Here is a 19,417-nt window from a genome sequence, read left to right on the forward strand (position 1 = left end):
GCGCTGCACATGATTATCTCGGAGGCAGCCGTCATGACCTCGCCCCTTATCCTCGCATCGTCCAGTCCGTTCCGCCGGATGCTGATGGAAAATGCTGGGCTGCATTTTCAGGCTATTGCTGCCGATATCGACGAGCGCGCGATCGAAGCACCGCTGGAAGTGGATGGTGCCAGCCCGGATGCTGTCGCGCTCGTGCTGGCAAAGGCGAAGGCAAAAGAGGTGAGCGATCGCTTCCCAGAATCGCTCGTGATCGGTTCGGATCAGACTATGTCGCTGGGTGCCCAGGTCTTTCACAAGCCGAAGTCGATGGCGGAGGCGGAAAATCATCTGCGGACGCTATCGGGTAGAACCCATCGGCTGAACAGCGCCATCGCTTTGGCGCGCAACGGCGACATCATATGGGAACACGTGTCTCACGCCGACCTCACCATGCGGGAATTGCCGGCCGATTTCATCCATCGACATCTGAGCCGCGTTGGCGAGAAGGCATTGTCAAGCGTCGGCGCCTATCAGCTCGAGGGTGAGGGCATCCAGCTTTTCTCGAAAGTCGACGGCGATTATTTCACCATCGTCGGTTTGCCGATGCTGCCGCTTCTGGAAAAACTGCGAGAGTTGGGGACGATCGATGGATGATTCACGTGAAACACAAAGTGTAAACGCTTTCGTAACGGGTTATCCGGTCCGGCATTCGCGCTCGCCGTTGATCCACGGTTATTGGCTGAGGCAGCTCGGGCTTGCCGGTAGCTACCGGGCACACGAAGTTCCCGTAGAGGCTTTCGAAGCGTTCGTCTCATCCTTGAAGGATGGTTCCAGCGGCTTCGTCGGTGGCAACGTCACCATCCCTTATAAGGAAGCAGCCTTCAAGCTCGCCGATAGGCCCGACGAACTTTCGGAAGAATTGGGCGCGTCCAACACCCTGTGGCTTGAAAATGGCAAGCTGCATGCAACGAATACCGATGGCCGCGGCTTCACAGCGAATCTCGACGAGCGTCATCCCGGTTGGGATCGCAGTGATCGTGCGGTCATCCTCGGGGCAGGGGGTGCCAGCCGCGCTGTCATCCAGGCGGTGCGCGACCGCGGCTTCAAGGAAATCCATGTTGTCAACCGCACGGTTCCGCGAGCGCAGGAATTGGCGGATCGGTTTGGCGCGAGGGTCCATGCCCATCCGATGGCCGCACTCGGCGAGGTCATGCAGGGTGCCGGCCTCTTTATCAATACGACCTCGCTCGGCATGGATGGCGAAGTGGCACCCCGGATCGATTTCTCTCCTCTTGTGGAAGGCGCCGTCGTCACCGACATTGTCTATGTACCGCTGAAGACGCCGCTTCTCGCTCAGGCCGAGGAACAGGGCTTCGCCATCGTCAATGGTCTTGGCATGCTGCTGCATCAGGCCGTGCCAGGCTTTGAAAAGTGGTTCGGAAAGCGTCCTGCGGTCGATGAAACCTTGAGGGCATTGATCATCGCCGACATGGAAAAGCACTAGCATGATCAGGATCGGACTGACGGGATCGATCGGTATGGGAAAGTCGACCTCGGCGAAACTCTTCGCTGAAGCCGGAATCCCGGTGAACGATTCCGATGCGGTCGTGCATGATCTCTATAATGGCGAAGCCGTTCCCTTGGTCGAAGCTGCTTTCCCCGGGACAACGGCTGACGGCAGGGTCGATCGGCAGAAACTTAGCCGAAAGCTTGCTGGCGATCCCTCTGGCTTCAAGCGTCTCGAAGCCATCGTCCATCCGCTGGTGCGCGATCGCGAGCGTCAGTTTGTGGAACGTCAGCGCAAGGCCCGCGCCGATATGGTGGTGCTGGATATCCCGCTGCTGTTCGAAACCGGCGCCGACAAGCGAGTGGATAAGATCGTCGTCGTCAGCTGTGATCCACAGATTCAGCGGCAGAGGGTGCTTGCTCGACCGGGCATGACGGAGGAAAAATTCAATATGATTCTCTCCCGCCAGACGCCGGATGCGGAAAAGCGGGCACGCGCCGATTACGTCATCGATACCGGTGGAAGCATCGAGGCGGCCGGCGAACAGGTCAAAGAGATCATCGCGGATCTGCGGCGCAAACAGCAGAGCAAGAAATAGGAAAGCGGAGTTTCGATATGCGCGAAATCATTTTCGATACGGAAACCACCGGCCTCGACAACAGGGCCGACCGCATCATCGAAATCGGCGGCATCGAGCTCTTCAACCATTTTCCGACCGGCAAGACGCTGCACATCTATATCAATCCGGGTGACCGCAAAGTGCATCCCGATGCTCTGGCCGTGCACGGCATTACCGATGAGTTCCTGACGGGCAAACCGCTCTTCGAAACCGTCGCGGACGAAATTCTTGAATTTTTCGGCGACGCCAAATGGATTGCGCACAACGCCACCTTCGACATGGGCTTCGTCAATGCGGAGTTCGCAAGGCTTGGCCGCCCTCCGATCTTGCCCGATATGGTGATCGATACACTCGCCATGGCGCGCCGCAAGCATCCGATGGGGCCGAATTCGCTGGACGCGCTTTGCCGTCGATACGGCATCGACAATTCGCACCGCACGAAACACGGAGCGTTGCTCGACTCCGAACTGCTGGCCGAAGTCTATATCGAGATGATCGGCGGCCGGCAGACGGCGCTCGGGCTCGGCAGTGCTGTCGGTTCATCGGCGCGCTCGCGCCAGAGTGAGGATGCTGGGGAGGTGGTCGTCGATATCTTTACTCGACCCAATCCACTACCCATTCGGCTGAGTGAGGAAGAGCTTTCGGCTCATGCTGCGCTGGTCAGCAAGCTCGGCGCGAAGGGCATCTGGTCCAAATATCGCACGTCCGAATAAATTGCTTTTCTCGCGTACGAAAAGAAAATGCCCGGATTGGTGTCCGGGCATTTCTGTTTCCAAGAGATGGAAATCTTAGTTCGGAACGGCCGAAACCTGAGCGCGGGCCTGTTCTTCGGCCATGCGCTGCGTGAACATCTGCGCAAAATCGATCGGGTCGATCATCAGCGGCGGGAAGCCGCCATTGCGCGTGACGTCGGCGATGATCTGGCGTGCGAAAGGGAACAGCAGGCGCGGGCATTCGATGAAGAGCAGCGGCAGCATGTGTTCCTGCGGGAAGCCGGTGACGCGGAAGACGCCGCCATAGACCAGCTCGGTGTGGAAGAGAACGCGCTCGCCATCCTTGGCTTCGGCACTCAGCGTCAGCACGACGTCGAAATCGGAATCCGACAGCGGGTTGGCGTTGACGTTCACATTGATATTGATGTCGGGAGCATTTTCCCGGGCCTGGAGCGAGCGCGGAGCACCCGGATTTTCGAAGGAAAGATCCTTGGTGTACTGAGCAAGGATGCTGAGGCTCGGGCTGGCTGCACCGTTGCCGTTGGTCTCGTTGGCCATGGGGGTGTCCTCTCACGTCTCGATGGGTGTCGCCATCTAGCATTTAGAAAAGGGGCTTACAACCCTTATGGCTCCGGCGCTCCGGAGGCCGTTCCCTAGTCTTCCAGCCGCTTTTGATCCGACCAGGGCGAGTTGCGGTTCGGCTCCCGGTGGAAATCGCCTTCGTCGAGATCGACGACGTTTCCGGGTTTGTTCGGCCGGCCTTGCGGTCCGGCGCCCGGGCCTTGCCCGCGGCGGAAGGCCCGGGAATTGCCGACGACGACGATACGCTTGCGCAAAACCTGCCAGGCGAGATCGCGTACGGCCGGGATGAAAAGCAGCAAGCCGATGATATCGGAGATGAAGCCGGGCAGCATCAGGAAGAAGGCGGCAACGACGATCATGGCGCCATGCACCATCTCGCGGCCGGGATCGCCGCCGTTGCGGCTTTCGGCCGAGATGCGCTGAAGAATACCGATGCCTTGGATCCTCAAGAGAGCGGCACCGAGCAGCACGCTGAGGATGACGAGCCCTAGTGTCGCCCAGACGCCGATCATCTTCCCGACGACGATGAATCCGGCGATTTCAGCCAGAGGCATCAGAAAAACGAAGATAGGAAGAAGTGATAGGCGCATGTTACGGTGGTCCTGAGAGCGGGTTTCTTCGCGTAAGCGTTGGTTTCTCGCATATAATAAAGAAACCGGTCCGCTATTTGAATGATAGATCGATGCGGACTATATGGGGACTGATCTTTTAATTTTAACGGTGGTTCCGATACGAGATGGGTGCAAACGACTTTGTGACGATCTTTTTCCTGGTGGCGGCGGTGCTGATTTTCTTTCAGTTGCGCAGCGTTCTCGGCCGCCGCACAGGAAATGAGAAGCCGCCGCGCGATCTCTATGGTTCCGCAGATCCGGTCAATGGTCCGACGCCGCCGGATGCCGGCAAGGTGGTGACCTTGCCGCGGCGCGATGGCACCGAAGAAGAAGACCGTTTCGCCGCCATCGATGCCTTCACCCCGGCCGGCACGCCGCTTAATGATTCGCTGCGCGAAGTGAGCAAAGCCGATCCTTCCTTTAATCCGAAGGAATTCGTCAACGGTGCCCGCATGGCCTATGAGATGATCGTCATGGCCTTTGCAGAAGGCGACCGCAAGTCTCTGAAGGGGCTGCTGTCGCGTGAGGTCTATGAAGGATTCGATGCTGCCATCGCCGATCGTGAGGCGAAGGGTGAAAAGGTCAAATCGACCTTCGTCGGCATCGATAAGGCAGATATCGTCATCGCCGAGGTGAGGGGAACGGATGCCCTCATCACCATGCGCATCGTCAGCCAGATGATCTCGGCTACCTACGACAAGGCCGGCACCTTGATTGATGGCGATGCTGAAGCTGTTGCCGAAATCAGCGATCTATGGACCTTCGCCCGCGACACGCGTTCGCGCGATCCGAACTGGAAACTCGTGGCGACCGAATCGGAACAATGACGAGCCCATCGCAGGAATTCAGGCTGGAGCCGGTAACCTTCGCCGATCTGAAGGGCTGGGAGGAGGACGATCCTTCCAGCCTTTTTCGCGCGATGAAGGACTGTCGCACTCACATCCGCGATGTGAAGCCCTACCGCACCGGCGCTGCCGGACTGACGGCCGATGATCTCCTGATACTTCTCGATGCCGCGGAAGGGAAGGAACCGCGCAACGCGGCAGAAGCCCGTGCTTTTTTCGAGGAACACTGCCAGCCTTTCTTCATTCGCCGTGATGGTGGTGCCAGTGGTTTCGTAACCGCCTTCTTCGAGCCGGAAATAGACGTTTCGGCTGTGCCGGACGGAGCCTATCGCTACCCCTTCTATCGCCGGCCGGCCGATCTGATCGATCTGGATGACGGCAATCGGCCCGCCGAAATTGATCCGTCCTATATGTTCGGCAGGCTTCAGGGTGGCGCAATTTCCACCTATCCAGACCGCGGCGAGATCGATCGCGGCTATCTCGAAGGCAAGGGGCTGGAAATCGCCTGGGCCAAATCCAAGGTCGATGTCTTCTTCGTGCATGTGCAGGGCGCGGCGCGTCTGCGCTATCCGGATGGGCGCCTCGGCCGCATCACCTATGCTGCCAAGGCCGGCCATCCCTTCTCGGCCGTCGGGCGTTTGCTGATCGACCGTGGGCTGCTGGATCGCACGACGATCTCCATGCAGACGATCCGCGACTGGCTCTACGCACATCCGGAGCAGGTCGATGAAGTCCTCTGGCACAATCGGTCCTATATCTTCTTCCGTGAGGCCGAAGTCAGCGATCCCGCTCTCGGGCCGATCGCAGCGGCGAAGGTGCCGCTGCTGGCTGGCCGTTCTCTTGCGGTCGACCGGCTGATCCACACTTTCGGTTTTCCCTTCTTCATCCGGTCTGAAAGCCTAACCCATCTCGATGCCGGCAAGCCCTTCGCCCGGCTGATGCTGGCGCTCGATACGGGTTCCGCCATCGTCGGGCCGGCGCGCGGGGATATCTTTACCGGTTCCGGCTACGATGCAGGCGAGCTGGCCGGCACCGTGCGCAACGATGCCGATTTTTATATACTCATTCCGAAGGCGGCGGCGCAGAGGTTCGGCTGATGGCCCCGGAACGGAAGGACAAGGAACGAAAGCTCAGCGCGGAGGACCGCATCCTCTGGGGCAAAGTGGCTAAGAGCACGCGCCCCATGCCTGGCCGCATGGCCGATATCGAGGCTTTCGAAGCCGCACTGCAGGCGGAAGCCGAACGCGAAGAAAGCGCCCGCGCCGCAAAGGCGAAGCCAGTGCCTCCCTCGGCCGAAACGCATGAAGCCCCGGCGCCGGCCAAGCAGCCCGCCGGTCGTCATCATCCGCTCGAACGTCCGGTCAAGCGCAAGATCGCGAGGGGTCATCTGGCGCTGGAGGCCAGGATCGACCTTCACGGCCTCTTCCAGAGCGAGGCCCATGGCATGCTTCTGGATTTTCTGATGCGCGCCCATAGCCGCGGCCTGCGCCATGTGCTCGTCATAACAGGCAAGGGCAGCTCCATGGGCAGCGAGGGCGCCCTGAAGCGCGCCGTGCCGCTCTGGTTCTCCAAGCCCGAATTCCGGTTCCTGATTTCTTCTTACGAAACGGCAGCACAGCATCATGGCGGCGAAGGTGCGCTCTATATTCGCCTGTCGCGCCTGAAAGGGGAGAAGCCTTGACCCCATTCGGCGAAGCGGTGCGAAAACTGAGATTGCGAAAGGGCGTCTCGCAGAAGCAGATGGCGGCCGCGCTGAACGTAACTCCGGCTTATTTATCCGCCTTAGAACACGGAAAGCGCGGTCTGCCGACCTTCGATCTCCTGCAGCGCATCGCCGGATACTTCAACATCATCTGGGACGAGGCCGAGGAACTGTTCCTGCTGGCGCGGTTTTCCGACCCGCGCGTGGTCGTCGATACCTCCGGGCTTTCGCCGGAATATACGGCCTTTGTCAATCACTTAGCCGGCAAGATCCGAAGCCTTGACGCGGCAACGATCCGCGAACTTTCCAAGGTTCTGGAAAATGCCGGAAAAACCGGCTGAAAACCGCCTTAATCCCCTGTTTTATACCTGATTTCGGGGCCTTCCGTTTGGAACTTCAGGGTGAAACATCCTATATTCAGGCTAGGAAAAACCGCTGATTCGCAAGAGATCGGCGATATTCTCTAAACGCTGGAAAGACTTCAATAAAATGACCGATATTACCGATAATGGCGGCAATGCCGAATATGGCGCAGATAGCATCAAGGTTTTGAAAGGCCTTGATGCCGTGCGCAAGCGTCCGGGCATGTATATCGGTGACACGGATGACGGCTCGGGCCTGCATCATATGGTCTATGAGGTCGTCGACAACGCAATTGACGAAGCCCTGGCCGGCCATGCCGATATCGTGACGGTGACGCTCAATCCCGACGGATCCGTCACCGTGACGGACAACGGCCGCGGCATCCCGACGGATATTCACAGCGGCGAAGGTGTTTCGGCGGCTGAGGTTATCATGACCCAGCTTCATGCCGGCGGTAAGTTCGACCAGAATTCCTACAAGGTCTCCGGCGGCCTGCACGGCGTCGGTGTTTCGGTCGTCAACGCGCTTTCCGTCTGGCTGCGCCTGAAGATCCGCCGCCAGGGCAAGATCCATGAGATGAGCTTTACCCACGGTGTTGCCGACGCGCCGCTGAAGGTAACAGGCGATGCCGGCGAAGCCACCGGCACCGAAGTCAGCTTCATGCCGAGTGCCGAAACCTTCACCATGACGGAATTCGATTACGGAACGCTGGAGCATCGCCTGCGCGAACTCGCTTTCCTGAATTCCGGCGTCCGCATTCTCTTGACCGACAAGCGGCATTCCGACGTCAAGCAGGAAGAAATGCTCTATGACGGCGGTCTGGAAGCCTTCGTCTCCTATCTCGACCGCGCCAAGAAGCCGCTCGTCCAGAAGCCGGTGTCGATCCGCAGTGAGAAGGACGGCATCACCGTCGAAGTGGCGATGTGGTGGAACGACAGCTACCACGAAAACGTGCTCTGCTTCACCAACAACATCCCGCAGCGCGACGGCGGCACCCATATGGCCGGCTTCCGCGCGGCTCTGACGCGCCAGATCACCTCCTATGCCGATTCGTCTGGCATCACCAAGAAGGAAAAGGTGACGCTGACGGGCGACGACTGCCGCGAAGGCCTGACCGCCGTGCTGTCGGTCAAGGTTCCCGATCCGAAATTCTCGTCGCAGACCAAGGACAAGCTGGTTTCCTCTGAAGTTCGTCCGGTCGTCGAAAGCCTGGTCAACGAAGCCCTCAGTACATGGCTCGAAGAACATCCGTCCGAAGCCAAGGTTCTGGTCGGCAAAGTCGTCGAAGCTGCTGCGGCTCGCGAAGCCGCCCGCAAGGCGCGCGAACTGACGCGCCGCAAGGGTGCACTGGATATCGCCTCTTTGCCCGGCAAGCTTGCCGACTGCTCCGAGCGCGATCCCGCCAAATCCGAGGTCTTCCTCGTCGAGGGTGATTCGGCCGGCGGTTCGGCCAAGCAGGGCCGTTCGCGCGAAAATCAGGCCATCCTGCCGCTGCGCGGCAAGATCCTGAACGTCGAACGCGCTCGCTTCGACAAGATGCTGTCGAGCCAGGAAATCGGCACGCTGATCACGGCGCTCGGCACCGGCATCGGCAAGGACGAATTCAACGCCGAAAAGCTGCGCTATCACAAGATCATCATCATGACGGACGCAGACGTCGACGGCGCGCATATCCGCACCCTGCTTCTAACCTTCTTCTTCCGGCAGATGCCCGATCTCATCGAGCGCGGCCATCTCTACATCGCTCAGCCGCCCCTTTATAAGGTGACGCGCGGCAAGTCGGTGCAATATGTCAAGGATGAGAAGGCGCTGGAAGAGTATCTCATCGGCCAGGGCACCGAAGATGCCAGCCTGCGCCTCGGCAACGGTGAGGTCCGCATCGGCCAGGATCTGCGCGAAGCGATCTATGATGCGCTGCGCCTGCGCACCCTGATCGATAATCTGCATTCCCGCTACAATCGCGCCGTGGTCGAACAGGCGGCAATCGCAGGTGCTCTCAACGCCGAAATGGTCAGCAATCCGACGCGGGCGGAGGAGCTCGCCAATGATGTCGCCAAGCGGCTCGACGTCATCGCCGAGGAAACCGAGCGCGGCTGGAGCGGTGCCGTAACGGGCGAGGGCGGCCTGCGCTTCGAGCGCACCGTGCGTGGCGTCAAGGAAGTCGTGTTCCTCGACATGGCGCTCATCGGTTCACAGGATGCCCGCCTGATCGACCAGCTCGGCTCGCGGCTGAAGGAAGTCTATGTCACACCGCCGAAGCTTGTTCGCCGCGATGGCGAGACGGAGATTTCCGGTCCCCGCCAGCTGCTGGACACGATCTTTGCCGGCGGCCGCAAGGGGCTGACGCTGCAGCGCTATAAAGGTCTTGGCGAGATGAATGCCGAGCAGCTCTGGGAAACGACGCTTGATCCAAACGTCCGCTCTCTGCTGCAGGTAAAGGTCACGGATGCGACCGATGCCGATGGCCTGTTTGCCCGGCTCATGGGCGATGAGGTCGAACCGCGGCGCGAGTTCATTCAGGATAACGCGCTGAGCGTTGCCAATCTCGATATCTGATCGTTCGCCATCGTATGCAAAAGGGCCCGCCGAATGTTTCGGCGGGCCCTTTTCTTTTCATCGGTTACTTGGCGATGAAGGTGCCGTTGAAGGCGAGTTCCGAAAGTGGCTTGCGCTGGCTCGGCACTTCGCGCTCGCGCAGCTTTTCCGGAAGCTGGTTCTTGTCGCCGATCTTGCCGATCGCCACGGCAGCCTCGACCCGGAAGCCATCGGGAATGCCGAGAACCTCATACGCCTTTTCGACGTGAAAGCCCGTCATGCCATGAGCTTCATAGCCGGCTAAATGCGCCTGGATTGCCAGGAAGCCCCAGGCCGCGCCCGCATCGAAGGAATGGCTGTAGCTCGGCTTCTGTTCGGCCGAGCCAAGCTCGCCGCTGTGAGTGCGGGAAATGACGAAAAGCAGCGCACCGGCGGATTTCACCCAGCTTTGATTGAAGTCGATCAGAACGCTCAAAAACCGGTCCCAATGTTCCGAGCCGCGCAGGGCATAGAGGAAGCGCCAGGGCTGCAGGTTCGAGGCGGAAGGTGCCCAATGCGCTGCTTCCAGAATGGTCAGCAGGTCTGCTTCCGACATCGCCTCGTTGGAATAGGCGCGGGGCGACCAGCGGTCGAGAAAGAGCTTGTCTATCGGATATTGGGATTCGCGGCTGTTGCTTGATGTCATAAGGGCTTCTTTCCTTGGATATGATCGGCCGTTGGCTGGTTATGAATAGAGATGTGAACTTAAACTTGGGCAGCCCAGCTCACGTCAAGCTCCTCGCGAAAGGCGAAGCGCTTGAGGTGCTCTGCGACGACGTTCTGCATGCGCTCGAGGTCTTCGGGCTTCTCGACCGTCAGCATCATGACGAGGTTGCCGGGCTCGGCTGCCAGATCGAGGAAGTTTTCCGCGCTGAACGGCACCCTGCCTGCAGCCGCATCGAATTCGACGCTGAAGCGATGGCTCCAATGCTTGCAGAGCTGCTGGAGATAGCGGCTGGCATGATCGGTCCTGACGTGGGAAACGGATGTAGCCATGGGATTTCTCCGATAAACCTGTTCGCAAACGCGTCGTTTGATACATAGAGGCATCTGCATTCGCCAGGTAGACAGTCTGTTTCAAGTTTGCGTTATTCCAGTGAAATTCTGTTTCGCTATGCTGAGCGTCGATAGGAACGTGTGCGAGCGGAGACAGAGCCTTGCTGGTAAATGGAAAATGGACTGAGGATTGGCAGCCCGTCCAGGCCAAGGATGAGAAGGGCGGTTTCGTTCGCCAGATTTCGAGCTTCCGCAACTGGGTGACGCCGGATGGCCGGCCGGGGCCGACGGGCGAGGGCGGTTTCAAGGCGGAAGCTGGCCGCTATCACCTCTACGTCGCGCTGATCTGCCCCTGGGCGTCGCGCACCCTGATCGGCCGCAAGCTGAAGGGGCTGGAAGAGGCTATTTCGGTTTCCGTGGTCGAGCCGGCGCTCTCCAAGCAGGGCTGGCGGTTCGGCGATTATCCCGGCGCGACGAACGACCTCATAAACGGCGCTACCTATATGCATGAGATCTACACGAAGGCCGATCCTCACTTCACCGGCCGCGCCACGGTGCCGGTCCTATGGGACAAGCAGAAAGACACGATCGTCAACAACGAGTCCTCCGATATCCTGCGCATGCTGAATGACGGTTTCGGCGATCTTGCCCGCAATGACATCGATCTCTATCCGGCCGACAAGCGGGACGAAATCGACAGCTTCAATGCCCGGATCTATCCCGCGCTCAACAACGGCGTCTACCGCGCTGGCTTCGCAACGACGCAGACTGCTTATGAAGAGGCCTTCAATGAGGTCTTCGATTGCCTCGACCAGGTCGAGACGGAGCTGGAGGGCAGGGACTTCCTCTTTGCCGAATATCCGACGGAAAGCGACATCCGGTTGTTCGTCACCCTTGTCCGTTTCGACGTCGCCTATCACGGCCTGTTCAAATGCAATCTCCGCCGGCTGTCGGACTATGCCAATCTCCAGTCCTTCTGTCGCCGCATGCTCGATTGGCCGGGTGTTGCCGAAACGGTGAATTTCGACCATATCAAGCGTGGCTACTACTCGATTTCGACGCTCAATCCCACCGGCATCGTGCCGCTTGGACCGGCGCTGGACGAGCTGTTCTGATACTCGACCGCATATCAAAACCGGTCTAAGGTCCGCCTCGTTCGGTAGAACAGGAGGATCGTCATGAACTGGGAAGAGTTCCGGCAGTGGTCGGAGAAAGCGGCACATTGGGGCGCGGATTACCGTGCGTCGCTGCGCGACAGACCGGTCCGGGCGAAGATGGCGCCGGGCGAAATATCGGCGCATATAGCTGATTCTCCACCGGAATCAGGCGAAGCCATGGAGGATATCTTCAAAGATTTCGAGGATATCCTGGTGCCCGGCATGACGCACTGGCAGCACCCGCGCTTCTTTGCCTATTTCCCAGCCAACGCCGCTCCCGTCTCGGTGGTTGCCGAATATCTGGTCAGCGCCATCGCCGCTCAATGCATGCTCTGGCAGACGTCACCTTCCGCCACCGAGCTTGAAACGAAGGTCGTCGATTGGCTGCGGCAGGCCCTCGGTCTGCCGGAAGCCTTCACCGGCGTCATTCAGGATTCCGCCTCGACGGCCACGCTTGCCGCCGTCCTCGTGATGCGTGAGAGAGCGCTGGACTGGCAGGGCAACAAAAGCGGCCTTGCGGCCAACAAGGCAGTTCGCATCTATTCGACCGACCAGGTGCACACGTCCATCGACCGCGCCATCTGGATTGCCGGGGTCGGGCAGGAAAATCTGGTGCGGATTCCCACAGGCGGACCAAACAAAGCCATGGATCCGAAAGCACTCGCCGATGCGATCGAGCGTGATCGCGCTGCCGGCTTGCTGCCGGCCGGCGTCATCGCCTGTGTCGGTGGCACCAGCGTCGGTGCCTGCGACGATATCGCCGCTGTCGTTAAGGTGGCCCATGCGCATGGGCTCTACGTCCATGTCGATGCAGCCTGGGCGGGTTCGGCAATGATCTGCCCGGAGTTCCGCACGCTCTGGCACGGCGTCGAGCATGCCGATTCCGTCGTCTTCAACCCGCATAAATGGCTCGGCGCGCAGTTCGATTGCTCCGTTCAGTTCGTGCGCGAGCCGGAGACGCTGGTCCGCACGCTGGCGATCCAGCCTGAATATCTGCGCACGCATGGCCATGACGGTATCATCAATTACTCGGAATGGTCCGTGCCGCTTGGGCGTCGCTTCCGCGCGCTCAAACTTTGGTTCCTGTTGCGCTATCACGGCCTGGAAGGATTGCGGACGATGATCCGCAACCATGTGTGCTGGTCGCAGAATCTGGCTAAACGTCTCGCGGCCGAGCCCGATTTCGAAATCGTCACCGAGCCGTTCTTGTCGCTGTTTTCCTTCGAACACAAGGCGCCCGAGGGTATCGATCAGGAAAGCCACACCCAAAGGCTGCTCAATGCCATCAACAATGATGGCCGTATTTACCTGACGCAGACACGTGTCGGCGGCCAGCTGGTGATTCGCTTCCAGGCTGGCCAGTTCGAGTCGACGGCCGATGATATCGACACGGCTTTCGACGTCATCATCGAAATCGCCAGGTCATTATTCCCGAACTAGAAAAGCTGTTTTTCCGGCGCGAAGAGCCGAGCCGTGTTAGGCTCTCCAAAATGGACTGGTGACACTGGTGAATAACTCGTTCATATATGATGTTATTAATTTCGTCTTTGAAGATGCAGGGAAGGAAAATCCATGAAACTGTTGCGTGTTGGCGAAGTCGGCAAGGAAAAGCCGGCGCTTCTGGATAGCGACGGCAAGATCCGCGATCTCTCCGCCCATGTCGCCGACATCGGCGGCGAGGCCATTTCGCCGGCAGGTCTTGCGAAGATCGCAGCCCTCGATCCGAAAAGCCTGCCTGAATTGCTGGAAGGCCGTCTCGGTGCCTGCGTTGCCGGCACCGGCAAGTTCATCTGCATAGGCCTGAATTTCTCCGACCATGCCGCTGAAACCGGCGCCACCGTGCCGCCGGAGCCGATCATTTTCATGAAGGCAAGCTCGGCCATCGTCGGCCCGAACGACAATGTGCTGATCCCGCGCGGCTCCGAAAAGACCGACTGGGAAGTCGAGCTTGGCGTCGTTATCGGCAAGACTGCGAAATATGTCAGCGAAGCCGACGCCCTTGATTATGTCGCCGGTTACTGCGTTTCCCACGACGTCTCCGAGCGTGCCTTCCAGACCGAGCGCTCCGGACAGTGGACCAAGGGCAAGTCCTGCGACACCTTCGGGCCGATCGGCCCGTGGCTCGTCACCAAGGACGAGATCGCCGATCCGCAGAACCTCGGCATGTGGCTGAAGGTCAACGGCAAGATGATGCAGAACGGCTCGACCAGGACCATGGTCTACGGCGTTGCCCACCTCGTCTCCTATCTCAGCCAGTTCATGTCGCTACATCCCGGCGATATTATTTCCACCGGCACGCCTCCGGGCGTCGGCATGGGCATGAAGCCGCCGCAGTTCCTGAAGCCGGGCGATGTCGTTGAGCTGGGCATAGAAGGCTTGGGCACGCAGCGCCAGACCTTCCTGGCCGACGCGTAAGGCGTGCGAAGCTCAGGAACTTTAACCTTTTGAGATCATTCTTGATGCCGGGGAAGCGATTCTCCGGCGTTTTTTATCGATAAGAACCAATTGTAGTTATGTTGCTCTGCAGCAGAAACTGCTAGGTTGGATTATAGGAAGGATGAGGATCGCGCCCGAGGAGCCGTCATTATCCTGCTGCACAGCGCGACCGGAGGAGCGCCGCAGTGAAGGCAGCGACACGCAGGGCGCGTGCGCTTCAATGATTTAGGTGATTTGCGCGGTTGAATGCCCCGCATCACGAAAGGTAAAGCCCCATGTTTTATCAGTTTTATGAACTCAATCACGCCGCTCTCGCACCTTTTCGCGCCGCGGCGGACATGATGCGCCTGGCCTATGCCAATCCCCTTAATCCCCTTTCGCATACGGTATTCGGCCGCACTTTGACGGCCAGTCTCGAAGTTTTCGAGCGCACCACCCGGCGCTACGGCAAGCCGGAATTCGGCCTCCCGGAGACGACGATCGACGGCAAACCGGTCTCGGTGCACGAAAAGATCGTCTGGAAGAAGCCCTTCTGCAATCTCATCCATTTCGAGCGCAGCCTGCCCGCCGGCCACGGCGCCGATCCCCGCATCCTCATCGTCGCGCCGATGTCCGGCCATTATGCGACGCTGCTGCGCGGCACCGTGGAAGCACTGCTGCCGAGCGCCGACGTCTACATCACCGATTGGATCGATGCCCGCATGGTGCCGATGACCGAAGGCACCTTTGATCTCGACGACTATATTGATTACGTCATCGAGATGCTGCACCACCTTGGGCCGGATACGCATGTCGTCGCCGTCTGTCAGCCGTCAGTGCCTGTCCTGGCCGCCGCTGCTGTGATGGAAGCGGCGGGTGATCGCCTGGCACCCTCATCCATGACGCTGATGGGTGGCCCGATCGATACCCGCATCAATCCGACGGCGGTCAACCAGCTTGCCAAGGAAAAGCCGCTGGAATGGTTTGCCGATAATGTGGTCATGAACGTGCCCTGGCCGCAGCCGGGCTTCATGCGGCCTGTCTATCCCGGCTTCCTTCAGCTTTCCGGCTTCATGTCGATGAACCTCGACCGACACATGATCGCCCACAAGGACTTCTTCGTGCACCTCGTCAAGAATGACGGCGAGCCGGCCGAGAAGCACCGCGATTTCTACGACGAATATCTGGCCGTCATGGATCTGACGGCGGAATTCTATCTGCAGACGGTCGATCAGGTTTTCATCAAGCATGCGCTGCCAAAGGGCGAACTGATGCATCGCGGCGAGCGTGTCGATCCCTCCGCCATCCGCAATGTCGCGCTTCTAACCGTCGAAGGCGAAAACGACGATATCTCCGGCGTCGGGCAGACCCATGCGGCGCAGACCATCTGCACCAACGTCCCCGACCATATGCGCATGCACTACCTGCAGCCGGATGTCGGCCACTACGGCGTCTTCAACGGCTCGCGCTTCCGCCGCGAAATCGCGCCGCGCATCCTGGCCTTCACCCGCGAACATGCCCGCGCCGGCCGGTCAGTGGTCAAGCGCGTCATCAAGGGCGGAAAATCTGCCTGAAAGAAGTAAGATCAAATAGATAGGGCAGCTCGGAACGTGTTGATGAGCCGAACTGCCCTGCTGTGCAAACTATTAGCTTTTGTTGAATTACCCGCGCCGATTCAAGCACTTGTCCGATTCCCTCAGGCGATCCCATTGAAGCCTCACGAACAGGTTACCATCTCGATTCCAGCGGTACCGCAGAGATGATCGGGCCGTTTACCGCGCCGCGCGTCCTTGGAACGCGCTGAGATGCGGGTAGAGCTTTAAAAACCGCGCTAAAGCCTTTCCATCGATCGCTGTCGGTCGGGGGCTAATGCGCCGTGCGAGGATACCTGACAATGAACCAATCTGCATTGCTTCGCCCGGATTGGACTCCGGCTACTATTGCCCTGATGGTGCTCGGCTTTGTGGTCTTCTGGCCGCTTGGCTTCGCCATGCTCGCCTATATTCTCTTCGGGGAACGTTTGCGGGAATTCAAACGGGATGTGAACGAAAGGACCGACGGCATGTTTGCTGGCTGCGGACGCTATCGCAATCGTCATCGCCATTCCTATTCCTCCACCGGCAACGTCGCCTTCGACGACTGGCGCCGGGCAGAGCTGGAGCGCCTCGAACAGGAGCGCCGTAAGTTGGACGAAATGCGCGCCGAATTCGATGCTTACGCTCGCGAACTGCGCCGTGCCAAGGATCAGGAGGAATTCGACCGCTTCATGCGCGAACGCAATAACGTCAAGCGCAATGACAATGGTGGCTCGCCGACCGAATTCCAGACGCCGTGACGGGAGTTCCGTCACGAAGTCAAAACCGGCATCGCTCGATGCCGGTTTTTCTTTGCCAGAAATCCCCGCGAATCATATAAAACTGCCTCATGTTTCCGCTGCTCTCCAGATCCCGCAAACCGCCGGCCAAGCCGCCCGCGCCGGAAACGCGCACGCTCGATGTCGCCGGCCGGTTGATGCCCCTGACGATCCGCCAGCACGAGCGCGCCACCCGCATCACGCTCCGGATCGAGCCCGGCGGGCGATCGCTGAAGATGACCATCCCGTGTGGCCTCGCGGCCCGCGAAGTCAATGCCTTCCTCGATAGGCATCAGGGTTGGTTGCTGACCAAGCTCGCGAAATTCTCCGTCGACAACAGCCTGCGCGGCGGCGGCGAAATCCTCCTGCGCGGCGTGCGCCACCGGATCGAGCACACCGGAACCCTGCGCGGTCTTACCGAAGCCATCGTCGTCGAGGGCGTTCCGGTGCTGCGCGTCAGCGGCATGCCGGAACATGCCGGCCGCCGCATCGCCACTTTCCTGAAGAAGGAGGCCCGCGCCGATCTGGAAAAGCTTGTGGCTGTCCACGCCAAAGCCATCCGCGCCAGCGTCACGTCCATCACCATGAAGGATACCCGCAGCCGCTGGGGCTCCTGCTCTTCGCAAGGGAACCTGAGCTTCTCCTGGCGCATCGTCATGGCGCCGCCCTTGGTCATCGATTACCTCGCCGCCCACGAAGTCGCGCATTTGCGCGAGATGAACCACGGCCCGCGCTTCTGGGCCCTCTGCCGCAAACTCTGCCCCGATATGGACGAGGCCAAAGCCTGGCTGAAGCGCCACGGCAGCCAGCTGCACGCGATTGATTTTGATTGAGCTGCATAGAGGTGCGCAAGGCAATCGCATATAGGCAGGTTGGCCCCTCATCCGTCCTCTCACAGTTCGCTTCGCTCAACTGTTCGAGTCCACCTTCTCCCCGCACGCGGGGCGAAGGAGTTTGGCCAGATTGCCCTCTTCCCGTCAAAACGGGGAGAGGGCTTGGATGAGGGGCACTTTCTATTTCATATACGATGACCCTGAAGCCTCGCAAAAATCCCGCCAACGTCGCCTTTAGGCTCGACTCTTGCGAATTTTCGTGTCACTCCGCTGCCATGAACCCCGATATCAAAATTTGTGGTCTGAAGACGCCGGAGGCGGTGGATCGTGCTCTTGAGCGCGGTGCTACCCATATTGGCTTTATCTTCTTTGAAAAAAGTCCGCGCTATATAGAACCGGATCTCGCCGGCGAGCTTGCCGAGCGCGCGCGCGGCAAGGCGAAGGTCGTCGCCGTCACGGTCAATCCGACCAATGACGATCTCGATGAGATCATGTCGCTGGTGAAGCCGGATATGCTGCAGCTTCACGGCAATGAGAGCCCCGAGCGTGTCTTGACCATCAAAGCGGTCTATAATGTCCCCGTGATGAAGGCCATGTCGGTGCGAGACGCCGACGATCTGAAGCGGGTGGAATCCTATATCGGCATTGCCGACCGCTTCCTGTTCGACGCCAAGCCGCCCGTTGGTTCGGAGCTGCCGGGCGGAAATGGCATATCCTTCGATTGGAGCCTGATGAGCTGGGTCGACGATCGGGTGGACTATATGCTGTCCGGCGGTGTCAACAAGGATAATGTCGCCGAGGCACTGGCCTCCACCAAGGCCAGCGGCATTGATCTTTCCTCCGCGCTGGAAAGTGCGCCTGGTGTGAAGGATCTCGGCAAGATCGACCAGTTTTTCGACGCTTTTGCAGAAGCATGTCTGCCGGAACCGGCAGCAGGGAGTAGAAAGTGAACCAGACGCTTAAACCCAATTCCTTCCGCTCCGGCCCTGATGAGGACGGCCGTTTCGGCATTTACGGCGGACGTTTCGTAGCCGAAACGCTCATGCCGCTGATCCTGGATCTGCAGGAGGAATGGGCGAAGGCGAAGGACGATCCGGCTTTCCAGGCGGAGCTGAAGGCTCTCGGCACGCATTACATCGGCCGTCCCAGCCCGCTTTATTTCGCCGAGCGCCTGACGGCAGAGCTTGGCGGCGCCAAGATCTATTTCAAGCGTGAAGAGCTGAACCACACCGGCTCGCACAAGATCAACAATTGCATCGGCCAGATCCTGCTCGCCAAGCGCATGGGCAAGACCCGCATCATCGCCGAAACCGGTGCCGGCCAGCATGGCGTGGCCTCGGCGACGGTTGCTGCCCGCTTCGGCCTGCCCTGCGTCGTCTATATGGGCGCGACCGATGTCGAGCGCCAGGCGCCGAACGTCTTCCGCATGAAGCTCTTGGGCGCCGAGGTCGTTCCGGTAACGGCCGGCAGCGGCACGCTGAAGGACGCCATGAACGAAGCCCTTCGCGACTGGGTCACCAATGTCGACGACACCTATTATCTGATCGGTACGGCCGCCGGCCCGCATCCCTATCCGGAAATGGTCCGCGATTTCCAGGCTGTGATCGGCACCGAGGCCCGTGCGCAGATCCTGGAGGCCGAAGGCCGCCTGCCGGATCTGGTCATCGCGGCTGTCGGCGGCGGCTCGAATGCCATCGGCATCTTCCATCCGTTCCTCGATGACGAGGGCGTCAAGATCGTCGGCGTCGAAGCGGGCGGCAAGGGCCTGCAGGGTGATGAGCATTGCGCCTCGATCACCGCCGGTTCGCCCGGCGTGCTGCATGGCAACCGCACCTACCTGCTGCAGGACGGCGACGGCCAGATCAAGGAAGGTCATTCGATTTCGGCCGGCCTTGATTATCCCGGCATCGGCCCGGAACATTCCTGGCTGAATGATATCGGCCGCGCCGAATATGTGCCGATCATGGACCATGAGGCACTCGAAGCCTTCCAGACGCTGACGCGCCTCGAGGGCATCATCCCGGCGCTCGAGCCGAGCCACGCGCTCGCCGAAGTGATCAAGCGCGCCCCCAAGATGGGTAAGGATGAGATCATCCTGATGAACCTCTCCGGCCGTGGTGACAAGGACATCTTCACCGTCGGCAAGATTCTGGGAATGTGAGTTAGAC

At 59.7% G+C, this 19,417-nt stretch carries 21 protein-coding genes; 17 read left to right on the plus strand and 4 right to left on the minus strand.

What is annotated here, in order from left to right; all coding sequences use genetic code 11:
* Positions 1–33: 33 nt before the first annotated feature.
* The 4 genes from I8E17_RS16980 to dnaQ are packed head-to-tail and all read left to right on the plus strand — an operon-like array spanning position 34 to position 2,818.
* Entirely contained in the window at positions 34–633 is a 600-nt protein-coding gene (locus tag I8E17_RS16980) for a Maf-like protein (RefSeq protein WP_113366465.1), read from the plus strand.
* Positions 626–1,483 (plus strand): shikimate dehydrogenase, encoded by an 858-nt coding sequence (locus I8E17_RS16985; RefSeq protein ID WP_113366464.1) that lies wholly within the window; start codon positions 626–628, stop codon positions 1,481–1,483. The genes I8E17_RS16980 and I8E17_RS16985 overlap by 8 nt, the downstream gene beginning before the upstream one ends.
* 1 nt (position 1,484) lies before the next feature.
* A complete protein-coding gene (coaE, locus tag I8E17_RS16990; RefSeq protein ID WP_113366463.1) occupies positions 1,485–2,084 on the plus strand; it encodes a dephospho-CoA kinase in 600 nt (199 codons plus the stop codon).
* 17 nt (positions 2,085–2,101) lie between these two features.
* A complete protein-coding gene (dnaQ, locus tag I8E17_RS16995) occupies positions 2,102–2,818 on the plus strand; it encodes a DNA polymerase III subunit epsilon (protein WP_069613912.1) in 717 nt (238 codons plus the stop codon).
* A gap of 75 nt (positions 2,819–2,893) precedes the next feature.
* Here dnaQ and secB read toward each other — a convergent pair whose 3' ends face one another.
* Positions 2,894–3,376 carry a protein-export chaperone SecB gene (gene secB / locus I8E17_RS17000; RefSeq protein WP_069613913.1) on the minus strand — a complete coding sequence of 161 codons (483 nt, stop codon included), beginning with the start codon at positions 3,374–3,376 and terminating at the stop codon, positions 2,894–2,896.
* Between the two features lie 95 nt (positions 3,377–3,471).
* On the minus strand, positions 3,472–3,990 hold the full coding sequence (locus I8E17_RS17005) for an FxsA family protein (protein ID WP_113240375.1): 519 nt from the start codon (positions 3,988–3,990) through the stop codon (positions 3,472–3,474).
* Positions 3,991–4,136: 146 nt separating this feature from the next.
* Between I8E17_RS17005 and I8E17_RS17010 the strand changes: the two genes are divergently transcribed.
* The 5 genes from I8E17_RS17010 to gyrB all read left to right on the plus strand — a co-directional run bounded on the left by I8E17_RS17010 (position 4,137) and on the right by gyrB (position 9,477).
* On the plus strand, positions 4,137–4,838 hold the full coding sequence (locus tag I8E17_RS17010) for a Tim44/TimA family putative adaptor protein (RefSeq protein WP_113366462.1): 702 nt from the start codon (positions 4,137–4,139) through the stop codon (positions 4,836–4,838).
* Complete coding sequence (locus I8E17_RS17015; protein WP_113366461.1) at positions 4,835–5,953, plus strand: murein transglycosylase A; 1,119 nt, start codon at positions 4,835–4,837, stop codon at positions 5,951–5,953. The genes I8E17_RS17010 and I8E17_RS17015 overlap by 4 nt, the downstream gene beginning before the upstream one ends.
* Complete coding sequence (locus I8E17_RS17020) at positions 5,953–6,537, plus strand: Smr/MutS family protein (protein WP_113366460.1); 585 nt, start codon at positions 5,953–5,955, stop codon at positions 6,535–6,537. The genes I8E17_RS17015 and I8E17_RS17020 overlap by 1 nt, the downstream gene beginning before the upstream one ends.
* Positions 6,534–6,899: a helix-turn-helix domain-containing protein gene (locus I8E17_RS17025; RefSeq protein ID WP_069613918.1), complete on the plus strand. Its 366-nt coding sequence runs from the start codon at positions 6,534–6,536 to the stop codon at positions 6,897–6,899. The genes I8E17_RS17020 and I8E17_RS17025 overlap by 4 nt, the downstream gene beginning before the upstream one ends.
* Positions 6,900–7,047: 148 nt before the next feature.
* Positions 7,048–9,477 (plus strand): DNA topoisomerase (ATP-hydrolyzing) subunit B, encoded by a 2,430-nt coding sequence (gene gyrB, locus I8E17_RS17030; RefSeq protein ID WP_069613919.1) that lies wholly within the window; start codon positions 7,048–7,050, stop codon positions 9,475–9,477.
* Positions 9,478–9,541: 64 nt separating this feature from the next.
* Here gyrB and I8E17_RS17035 read toward each other — a convergent pair whose 3' ends face one another.
* Both I8E17_RS17035 and I8E17_RS17040 read right to left on the minus strand, forming a co-directional pair.
* Positions 9,542–10,141, minus strand: coding sequence for a nitroreductase family protein (locus I8E17_RS17035; protein WP_113366459.1), 600 nt, complete (start codon positions 10,139–10,141; stop codon positions 9,542–9,544).
* 59 nt (positions 10,142–10,200) lie between these two features.
* Positions 10,201–10,491 carry a DUF2218 domain-containing protein gene (locus tag I8E17_RS17040; RefSeq protein WP_113366458.1) on the minus strand — a complete coding sequence of 97 codons (291 nt, stop codon included), beginning with the start codon at positions 10,489–10,491 and terminating at the stop codon, positions 10,201–10,203.
* 161 nt (positions 10,492–10,652) lie between these two features.
* On the opposite strand from I8E17_RS17040, the gene I8E17_RS17045 reads away from it, so the two are divergent.
* The 8 genes from I8E17_RS17045 (at position 10,653) to trpB (ending at position 19,410) form a co-directional block, all read left to right on the plus strand.
* Positions 10,653–11,606 (plus strand): glutathione S-transferase family protein, encoded by a 954-nt coding sequence (locus tag I8E17_RS17045; RefSeq protein ID WP_113366457.1) that lies wholly within the window; start codon positions 10,653–10,655, stop codon positions 11,604–11,606.
* Between the two features lie 63 nt (positions 11,607–11,669).
* Complete coding sequence (locus tag I8E17_RS17050) at positions 11,670–13,088, plus strand: pyridoxal-dependent decarboxylase (protein ID WP_113366456.1); 1,419 nt, start codon at positions 11,670–11,672, stop codon at positions 13,086–13,088.
* 132 nt (positions 13,089–13,220) lie between these two features.
* Positions 13,221–14,063: a fumarylacetoacetate hydrolase family protein gene (locus I8E17_RS17055; RefSeq protein WP_113366455.1), complete on the plus strand. Its 843-nt coding sequence runs from the start codon at positions 13,221–13,223 to the stop codon at positions 14,061–14,063.
* A gap of 296 nt (positions 14,064–14,359) precedes the next feature.
* Positions 14,360–15,637, plus strand: a complete 1,278-nt coding sequence (gene phaZ, locus I8E17_RS17060; protein ID WP_219511278.1) for a polyhydroxyalkanoate depolymerase — start codon at positions 14,360–14,362, stop codon at positions 15,635–15,637.
* A 320-nt stretch (positions 15,638–15,957) separates the two neighbouring features.
* Positions 15,958–16,398: a DUF2852 domain-containing protein gene (locus I8E17_RS17065; RefSeq protein ID WP_112723000.1), complete on the plus strand. Its 441-nt coding sequence runs from the start codon at positions 15,958–15,960 to the stop codon at positions 16,396–16,398.
* 89 nt (positions 16,399–16,487) lie between these two features.
* Complete coding sequence (locus I8E17_RS17070; protein WP_113366453.1) at positions 16,488–17,249, plus strand: SprT family zinc-dependent metalloprotease; 762 nt, start codon at positions 16,488–16,490, stop codon at positions 17,247–17,249.
* Positions 17,250–17,524: 275 nt separating this feature from the next.
* On the plus strand, positions 17,525–18,199 hold the full coding sequence (locus tag I8E17_RS17075; RefSeq protein ID WP_113366452.1) for a phosphoribosylanthranilate isomerase: 675 nt from the start codon (positions 17,525–17,527) through the stop codon (positions 18,197–18,199).
* On the plus strand, positions 18,196–19,410 hold the full coding sequence (gene trpB / locus I8E17_RS17080) for a tryptophan synthase subunit beta (protein WP_069613929.1): 1,215 nt from the start codon (positions 18,196–18,198) through the stop codon (positions 19,408–19,410). The genes I8E17_RS17075 and trpB overlap by 4 nt, the downstream gene beginning before the upstream one ends.
* Positions 19,411–19,417 lie beyond the last annotated feature (7 nt).

The sequence above is a fragment of the Rhizobium sp. AB2/73 genome (genome assembly GCF_020871915.1).
GTDB lineage: Bacteria > Pseudomonadota > Alphaproteobacteria > Rhizobiales > Rhizobiaceae > Rhizobium > Rhizobium dioscoreae.

Excerpts from the sequence above, each read along its gene's own strand:
- I8E17_RS16980 (WP_113366465.1), top strand. The coding sequence starts at position 34 with ATGACCTCGCCCCTTATCCTCGCATCGTCCAGTCCGTTCCGCCGGATG.
- I8E17_RS16985 (WP_113366464.1), top strand. The coding sequence starts at position 626 with ATGGATGATTCACGTGAAACACAAAGTGTAAACGCTTTCGTAACGGGT.
- coaE (WP_113366463.1), top strand. The coding sequence starts at position 1,485 with ATGATCAGGATCGGACTGACGGGATCGATCGGTATGGGAAAGTCGACC.
- dnaQ (WP_069613912.1), top strand. The coding sequence starts at position 2,102 with ATGCGCGAAATCATTTTCGATACGGAAACCACCGGCCTCGACAACAGG.
- secB (WP_069613913.1), bottom strand. The coding sequence starts at position 3,376 with ATGGCCAACGAGACCAACGGCAACGGTGCAGCCAGCCCGAGCCTCAGC.
- I8E17_RS17005 (WP_113240375.1), bottom strand. The coding sequence starts at position 3,990 with ATGCGCCTATCACTTCTTCCTATCTTCGTTTTTCTGATGCCTCTGGCT.
- I8E17_RS17010 (WP_113366462.1), top strand. The coding sequence starts at position 4,137 with ATGGGTGCAAACGACTTTGTGACGATCTTTTTCCTGGTGGCGGCGGTG.
- I8E17_RS17015 (WP_113366461.1), top strand. The coding sequence starts at position 4,835 with ATGACGAGCCCATCGCAGGAATTCAGGCTGGAGCCGGTAACCTTCGCC.
- I8E17_RS17020 (WP_113366460.1), top strand. The coding sequence starts at position 5,953 with ATGGCCCCGGAACGGAAGGACAAGGAACGAAAGCTCAGCGCGGAGGAC.
- gyrB (WP_069613919.1), top strand. The coding sequence starts at position 7,048 with ATGACCGATATTACCGATAATGGCGGCAATGCCGAATATGGCGCAGAT.
- I8E17_RS17035 (WP_113366459.1), bottom strand. The coding sequence starts at position 10,141 with ATGACATCAAGCAACAGCCGCGAATCCCAATATCCGATAGACAAGCTC.
- I8E17_RS17040 (WP_113366458.1), bottom strand. The coding sequence starts at position 10,491 with ATGGCTACATCCGTTTCCCACGTCAGGACCGATCATGCCAGCCGCTAT.
- I8E17_RS17050 (WP_113366456.1), top strand. The coding sequence starts at position 11,670 with ATGAACTGGGAAGAGTTCCGGCAGTGGTCGGAGAAAGCGGCACATTGG.
- I8E17_RS17055 (WP_113366455.1), top strand. The coding sequence starts at position 13,221 with ATGAAACTGTTGCGTGTTGGCGAAGTCGGCAAGGAAAAGCCGGCGCTT.
- phaZ (WP_219511278.1), top strand. The coding sequence starts at position 14,360 with ATGTTTTATCAGTTTTATGAACTCAATCACGCCGCTCTCGCACCTTTT.
- I8E17_RS17065 (WP_112723000.1), top strand. The coding sequence starts at position 15,958 with ATGAACCAATCTGCATTGCTTCGCCCGGATTGGACTCCGGCTACTATT.
- I8E17_RS17070 (WP_113366453.1), top strand. The coding sequence starts at position 16,488 with ATGTTTCCGCTGCTCTCCAGATCCCGCAAACCGCCGGCCAAGCCGCCC.
- I8E17_RS17075 (WP_113366452.1), top strand. The coding sequence starts at position 17,525 with ATGAACCCCGATATCAAAATTTGTGGTCTGAAGACGCCGGAGGCGGTG.